Source organism: Streptomyces sp. NPDC048295 (assembly GCF_040652135.1).
Taxonomy (GTDB): domain Bacteria; phylum Actinomycetota; class Actinomycetes; order Streptomycetales; family Streptomycetaceae; genus Streptomyces.
In genome coordinates this window covers 1-8,288 of the sequence record NZ_JBEZLL010000062.1, presented here as the reverse complement: position 1 = coordinate 8,288, position 8,288 = coordinate 1, and the positions used below count along the sequence as shown (strand labels likewise).

Here is an 8,288-nt window from a genome sequence, read left to right as displayed (position 1 = left end):
AACCCCCACCACACCAACCTCCCCACCTACCCCTTCCAACACCAACGCCACTGGCTCAACCCCACCCGCAAAGCCACCACCGGCACACACCCCCTGCTCACCTCGTCGCTGAGGCTCGCCGACGGCACGACTGTCCATGGCGGACTCCTGGACGTCGACGCGCAGCCATGGCTGGCCGAGCACACCATCGACGGCAGCACGATCCTGCCCGGCACGGCACTCCTCGACCTCGCCCTGCACGCGAGCGGCGGCGCGGTCGAGGAACTCGTGCTGGAATCCCCGCTGCCGGTGGGCACCGCGGCCGAGATCCAGGTGCGAACCGACGGCGACGCCGTGACGGTCCACGCCCGGCACGGTGAGGACTGGACCCGGCACGCCGGCGGCCGGCTCGGAACCAGGGGCGCACCGGACCCCGCCCCCGTCGAGTGGCCGCCGGCGGATGCCGACCCGGTGGATCTCACCGACGCCTACGAGCGGCTCGCCGGCCGCGGCTACGACTACGGTCCGGCCTTCCAGGGACTGTTGGCCGTGTGGACCTCGGGCGACATCGTGTACGCGGAGGTCCGGCTGCCCCAGGACGGGAACGGGTTTGCCCTGCACCCGGCGCTGCTCGACGCGGCACTGCATCCCCTGGTGCTGGCCGCGGACGGCCTGGTCGTGCCGTTCGAATGGCGCGGCGTTTCCGTGCACGGCACCCGGGCGACCACGCTGCGGGTCATGTGGACGCGAACCGCCGAGGACGCGACGCGGCTGGCGGCGTGGGACGAGGACGGCACCCCGGTGCTGAGCGCCGAGGCGCTGGTGCTGCGGCCGTTGACGCGCGGCAAGGCGGACGAGCTCTACCGGCTCGACTGGCGGGAACTGCCGGTTCCCACCGGAGAAGCCGAGTTCGACGTCGTGCGACCACCGGCCCCCGGGGCCGACACCCCGGCCGCCGCACATGCGGCCGCACGGTGGGCCCTGGCCGAGGCGCAGCGCGCGGATCGGCTGACGGTGGTGCTGACCGAGCGGGCCGTGGCGGTCGGCGGGGAAGCGCCCGCGATCGGGGCGAGCCCCGTGCTGGGTCTCATCCGGACCGCGCAGACCGAGAACCCCGGCCGGTTGGTGCTCGTGGACACCGATGGCAGTGGCGCGTCGGACGCCGCGCTTTCAGCGGCCGTGGCGACCGGCGAGCCGCAGCTCGCGATCCGCGCCGGCCGAGTGCACGTGCCGCGCCTGGTATCGGCCCCGGCACGGGCGACGCAGGCGGAGCCGACCCTGTCGGACGGCTCGGTCCTGATCACCGGCGGCACCGGCGGGTTGGGCGCACTCGTCGCGCGTCGGCTGGTCGTCGAGCACGGCGTGCGGCATCTGCTGCTCGTCAGCCGGCGAGGTACGGCGCCCGAGCTGGTGGCCGAACTGACCGAGCTCGGTGCCGATGTCAGGGTCGCCGCCTGTGACGTCGCCGATCGTGCCGCGGTCGCGGAGCTGCTGGCGTCCGTACCGGACCATCTGCCGCTCCGTGCCGTGGTGCACGCGGCAGGGGTCCTCGACGACGCCACCGTGCCGAGCATGACCGAGGACCAGCTCGCCGCCGTGCTGCGGCCGAAGGTCGACGGCGCCTGGAATCTGCACGAGTTGACCGGCGACCTCGTCGCGTTCGTCGTGTTCTCCTCGATCTCCGGCCTGCTCGGCACCGCCGGCCAGGCCAACTACGCCGCCGCCAACACCTTCCTCGACGCCCTGGTCGATCTCCGTCGCGCGGAAGGCATGCCGGCGACGTCGATGGCGTGGGGCCTGTGGACGGCCGGGATGGGTGAGAGCCTCGGCCAGGCGGACGTCGCGCGATGGGCGAGGGCCGGCATCCCGCCGCTGGACACCGAGACCGGCCTCGCGCTGTTCGACGCGGCACTCGGTGCGAACCATGGTGTCGTCGTGCCGGCCAGGTTCGACCGCGCTGCCCTGCGTGCGGTGTCGGAGCCGCCCGCCGTGCTGCGTGACCTGGTCCGGCGACGACGCCCGGCCACGACCGGGATGGCCCGGCTGGCGGGCCTGTCCGAGCCGGAGCGGCGGGCCGAGGTGTCGGCCACGATCGCGGACGCGGTCGCGGTCGTGCTCGGTCACGAGCCGGGCACCGCGATCGCGCCCGACCGGGGCTTCAGGGAGCTCGGCGTCGACTCGCTGGCCGGTGTGGAGCTCCGCAACCGGATCAACGCCTCGACGGGTGCGCAGCTGCCGACGACAGCCGTGTTCGACCACCCGACGCCCGCCGCGCTCGTCGAGCACCTGCTCGCGGAACTCGCCGGGGCGGCGAAGGCACCGGCCGTGCGCCGCACCGGGAGCACGGGCGACCCGGTGGTGATCGTGGGCATGGCCTGCCGGTACCCGGGAGGTGTGCGCTCCCCGGAGGACCTGTGGGAACTGGTGTCCGGCGGCGCCGACGCGATCGGTGACTTCCCGGACAACCGGGGCTGGGACCTCGACTCGCTCTACGACCCCGATCCCGAGCACGCCGGCACCTCCTACACCCGCCACGGCGGCTTCCTGCACGACGCCGACCAGTTCGACCCGGAGTTCTTCGGGATCAGCCCCCGCGAGGCGACCGCGGCCGACCCGCAGCAGCGGCAGCTGCTGGAAGTGGCGTGGGAGACCTTCGAGTCCGCCGGTATCCGGCCGGTGACGATGCGCGGCAGCCGCACGGGTGTGTTCGCCGGGGTGATGTACAACGACTACGGCACCCGGCTCGGCCGGGCGCCCGAAGGCTTTGAGGGGCACCTGCTCACCGGGAACACCGCCAGCGTGCTGTCCGGCAGGGTGGCCTTCACCTACGGGCTGGAGGGGCCGGCGATCACCGTCGACACCGCGTGCTCGTCGTCCCTGACCGCGCTCCACCTCGCCGCGCAGGCGCTGCGGCAGGGCGAGTGCGATTTCGCGCTCGCCGGCGGTGTGACCGTGATGTCCACACCGAACACGTTCGTCGAGTTCAGCAGGCAGCGCGGGTTGTCCCCCGACGGCCGGTGCAAGTCGTTCGCGGCTGCCGCCGACGGCACCGGGTGGAGCGAAGGCGTCGGGCTGCTGCTGCTGGAGCGGCTGTCGGACGCCCGCCGGAACGAGCACCGTGTACTCGCGGTCGTACGCGGCTCGGCGATCAACCAGGACGGCGCGTCGAACGGGCTGACCGCCCCGAACGGTCCTGCCCAGGAGCGGGTGATCCGGCAGGCGCTGGCCAACGCCGGTCTCGCTCCCGCCGACGTACAGGCCGTCGAGGCGCACGGCACGGGCACCATGCTCGGTGACCCGATCGAGGCGAACGCCCTGCTGGCCACCTACGGGCAGGACCGGGCGGAACCGCTGTGGCTCGGTTCGCTGAAGTCCAACATCGGGCACAGCCAGGCCGCTGCGGGTGTCGGCGGCGTGATCAAGATGGTGCAGGCCATGAGGAACGGCGTGCTGCCGAGAACCTTGCACGTCGACGAACCGTCACCACACGTGGACTGGTCGAACGGTGCGGTCGAACTGCTCACCGAGCCGGTGCGATGGCCCTCCGGCACCCGCCGTGCCGCGGTGTCCTCGTTCGGCATCAGCGGCACCAACGCGCACGTCGTCCTGGAGCTGCCGACGTCCGCCGAGGAGCCCATCGCGGACGATCCGGGCCGCCCGGCGCCGCTCGTGCTGTCGGCGCGGAGCCCGGAGGCGTTGCGTGCGCAGGCCACGCGGCTCGCCGATCACCTCGCCCGGCGACCGGACCTGCGCCGGGTGGATGTCGGCTGGTCGCTGGTCACGACGAGGGAGCCGTTCGCCCACCGGGTGGCCGTGGTGGACGAGGACGCGGTGGCCGCGCTGCGGTCCTTCGGGCAGGGCACACCGAGCACGGGCACGGTCGAGGGCACGGCCCATGGGCCTGCCGGACCGGTGTTCGTCTTTCCCGGTCAGGGCACGCAGTGGGTCGGGATGGCCAGGGAACTGCTCGACACGGCACCCGTGTTCGCGGCCAGGATGGCCGAGTGCGCGGCCGCACTGGCGCCCCATGTGGACTTCTCTCCCATCGAGGTGCTGCGGGAGGGCCGCGACCTCGACCGGGTGGACGTGGTGCAGCCGGTGACCTTCGCGGTCATGGTGTCGCTGGCCGCCCTGTGGTCGTCGTACGGAGTCACCCCGGTCGCGGTGGTCGGGCATTCCCAGGGCGAGATAGCGGCCGCCTGTGTCGCGGGTGGACTGTCGCTCGCGGACGCCGCACTCGTCAGCGGCCTGCGGTCGCGTGCGATCGTCGCGCTGACCGGCGCCGGCGGGATGGCCTCGGTCTCCGCGCCGGCCGACCGGACGCGGCAGCTCCTCGCGCCGTGGGCGGACCGCCTGTCGGTCGCAGCCGTGAACGGCCCGTCCGCGACGGTCGTGTCCGGGGAGGCCACGGCCATCGACGAGTTCCTTGCCGCGTGCGAGCGCGACGGGGTGCGGGCCCGGCGGGTGGCGGTCGACTACGCCTCGCACTCGGCGGCGGTCGAGCGGATCCAGGAGGAGCTGCTGGTCGCCCTGGCACCGATCACGCCGACGGCCGGGACGGTCCCGTTCTACTCCTCGGTGACCGGCGAGCTGCTCGACACCGCCGGGCTGACGGCCGAGTACTGGTACCGGAATCTGCGGCAGACCGTGGAATTCGAACAGGCGACCCGCACCCTGGTCGCTGCGGGCCACCGCGTGTTCATCGAGGTGAGCGCCCATCCCGTGCTCACCGCAGCGGTGGGTGACACCGCGCAGGACGTCGTCGCGCTCGGCACGCTGCGGCGCGGCGAGGGCGACATGTCCCGGTGGACGACCGCACTCGCCGCCGCGTACGCGAACGGGGTCGAGGTCGACTGGCCGGCGGTGTTCTCCGGCGGCCGGCAGATCGGCCTGCCCAGCTACGCCTTCCAGCACCAGCGTTACTGGCTCACCGGGACCTCGGAGCCGGCGTCCGTCGCAGGCCTCGGACTCGGCACCGTCCGCCATGCGTTCCTCGGCGCCGTGGTGGAGGCCGCGGACGACGGGACCACCGTGTTCACCGGCCGGATCGGCCGGACGACGCACCCGTGGCTCGCCGACCACACCGTCCTCGGTGCCGTGCTCCTTCCCGGGGCCGCGTTCGTCGAGCTGGCGCTGGCGGCGGGGGACACGCTCGACTGCGAGGAGCTGGACGACCTCGTACTGCACGCCCCCCTGGTGCTGCCCGAGCGGGAGTCCGTACTCCTGCAGGTCAGGGTGAGCCCGCCCGACGATGCGGGCAGGCGGGGCGTCGCCGTGTACGCGCGACAGGAGAGCGAGGAGTCCTGGACCCGGCACGCGGAGGGCGGGCTCGTGCCCGGTGGCACCGTGCCGGAGTGGCGCTGGGACCGGGAAGCCCGCGAGATCGACGTCGCCGACCTGTACGCCGACCTCGCGGGCCGGGGCTACGGCTACGGCCCCGCGTTCCAGGGACTGGTGTCCGCGCGGCGCCGCGACGCCGATGTGTTCGCGGAAGTCGCGTTGGGCGAGGAGGAGCAGAACGGTGCCGGCCGGTTCGTCGTGCACCCGGCGTTGCTGGACGCCGCGCTGCACGCCATCGGGCTGGGACCGGTGGAACAGCTGTGGGACGGGATGCTGCCGTTCTCGTTCGGCGGTGTGCGCGTGCACCGGCGCGGTGCGACGGCCGCGAGGGTGTGGGCCCGCCCCGCCGGGGCGGACACCGCCTCGGTGGTCCTCGCCGACGCGGACGGCGAGGTCATCGCGTCGATCGGCTCACTTGCGACGCGACGGTTCAGCCCACAGGCGGTCCGGTCCCGGGACGCCGGGCTGTTCGTCACGGAGTGGGTCCCTGCCGCGCAGGACACCGCCTGGCCGGACACCACCGTGCTCGAATGCCCGCCGTCCGACCCCGAGGCATCGATCCCCGACCAGGTGCGCGCGGCCACCACGTGGGTGCTGGACCACCTGCGGGAGTGGCTCGCGGACGACCGCCGGGGCCGGCTCGTCGTCGTCACCCGGTGGGCGGTCGGTCAGGCCGTCCGGGACATCGGGCAGGCGGCGGTGTGGGGCCTGGTGCGTTCGGCCCAGTCGGAGAACCCCGGCCGTTTCGCGCTGCTGGACACGGACGGCGACGTGCCGGCCGTCGCCGGCGACCAGCTGATGGTCCGCGACGGAACCCTCTACGCACCCAAGCAGGTACTCGTCGGCGCCACCGAGCCGACCCGGCCGTCCACGGCGGACGGCACGGTCCTGGTGACGGGGGCGACCGGCACGCTCGGCGGCCTGGTGACGCGGCGGCTGGTCACCGAGCACGGGGTGCGAAGCCTCCTGCTCGTCTCGCGCATGGGCGATCGGGCACCGGGGGCCACCGAACTGGTGGCGGAGCTGCGGTCGCTCGGCGCCGAGGTCACCGTGGCCGCGTGCGACGCGGCCGACGCGGACGCGCTGGCGGACGCCGTGGCGGGTGTCCGGGTGACCGGAGTGGTGCACGCGGCCGGTGTGCTCGACGACGGCGTGATCGAGTCCCTGGACGCCGCGCGGCTCGACCGGGTCCTGCGTCCCAAGGTCGACGCGGCGGTCGCGCTGCGGGCGGCCGTCGACCCGGCCGAGCTCGCCTTCTTCGTGATGTTCTCCTCGGTGGCCGGCACGCTCGGCACTCAGGGCCAGGGCAATTACGCCGCCGCCAACGCCGCGCTGGACGCCGTCGCCACGCGGTGGCGTGCCGACGGCCTGCCGGCGACCGCGCTTGCGTGGGGGCCCTGGGAGGAGCGCAGCGGCATGACCGGCCACCTCACCGACGTCGACCTGCGCAGGCTCGCCAGGAGCGGACTGGCTCCGTTGTCCACCGAGGACGGACTGCGGCTGTTCGACGACGCGCTGCGGCGGACCGACCCGGTGCTGGTGCCGGCCCACTTGCTGCCGGTGGCGCCGGTGCGTGCCGAGCGGCGCAGGCCGGCCGCCACCGACCTGCTCGACCTGGTCCGGGGGCACGTCGCGGCAGTGCTCGGCCACGAGGACGCCGCGGGCGTCGATGTCGACCGGGCCTTCGCCGAGGTCGGCTTCGACTCGCTGCTCTCCGTCGAGCTGCGCAACCGTCTCGCCGGTGCGACCGGGCTGCGGTTGCCCAGCACGATCGTCTTCGACCATCCGACGCCGCGAGCCCTCGCCGACCGGCTGCGGTCGGACCGTCCGGAACCGACGGACAGGACCGGGCCCGCGACCGTGGCACCGGCCGACGAGCCGATAGCGATCGTCGCGATGGCCTGCCGGTTCCCCGGAGACGTCCGCTCGCCGGCAGACCTGTGGCGGCTGGTCGACGACGGTGTCGACGCGATCACCCCCTTCCCCACCGACCGGGGGTGGGACCTCGACGCGCTCTACGACCCGGACCCCTCCACACCCGGCACCGTCTACACACGTCACGGTGGATTCCTGCACGACGTCGCGGACTTCGACCCGGAGTTCTTCGGGATGAGCCCGCGTGAGGCCATGACGACCGACCCGCAGCAGCGGCTGCTGCTGGAGACCACGTGGGAGGCGTTCGAGCGCGCGGGCATCGATCCGTCGACGCTGCGCGGCAGCCGGACCGGTGTGTTCGCCGGGGTGATGTACAACGACTACGGTGCCCGGCTGCACCAGGGCGGTTCACCGGCCGGGTACGAGGGTTACCTGGTCAGCGGGAGCGCGGGCAGCGTCGCCTCCGGCCGGATCGCGTACACCTTCGGTCTTGAGGGGCCCGCGGTCACGGTGGACACGGCGTGCTCGTCGTCGTTGGTGGCGCTGCACCTCGCGGCTCAGGCACTGCGCCAGGGCGAGTGTGATCTCGCACTGGCGGGCGGTGCGACGGTGATGGCCAGCCCCGCCGTGTTCATCGAGTTCAGCCGCCAGCGAGGGCTGGCGCCGGACGGGCGGTCCAAGGCGTTCGCGGCCGGCGCGGACGGCGCCACGTGGTCGGAGGGCGCCGGTCTCCTGCTCCTGGAGCGGCTGTCGGATGCCGAACGCAACGGGCACCAGGTGCTCGCCCTGGTACGTGGGTCCGCGGTCAACCAGGACGGTGCGTCGAACGGGCTGACCGCGCCGAACGGGCCCTCGCAGCAGCGGGTGATCCGTGCCGCGCTTGCCGGCGCGGGACTGTCGACCTCGGATGTGGATGTGCTGGAGGCGCATGGGACGGGGACCGCGCTGGGTGATCCGATCGAGGCCGAGGCCGTGCTCGCGACCTACGGCCGCTCCCGGGAGCATCCGCTGCTGCTGGGTTCGCTGAAGTCGAACATCGGTCATACCCAGGCCGCCGCCGGTGTGGCGGGGGTGATCAAGATGGTGCAGGCCAT

The 8,288-nt window shown here is 73.6% G+C and carries 1 protein-coding gene; it reads left to right on the top strand.

Annotation, left to right across the window (positions count from 1 at the left end; genetic code table 11):
• The coding region (locus AB0D53_RS41340) for an SDR family NAD(P)-dependent oxidoreductase (RefSeq protein WP_362454657.1) at positions 1 to 8,288 on the top strand (8,288 nt) is incomplete at both ends.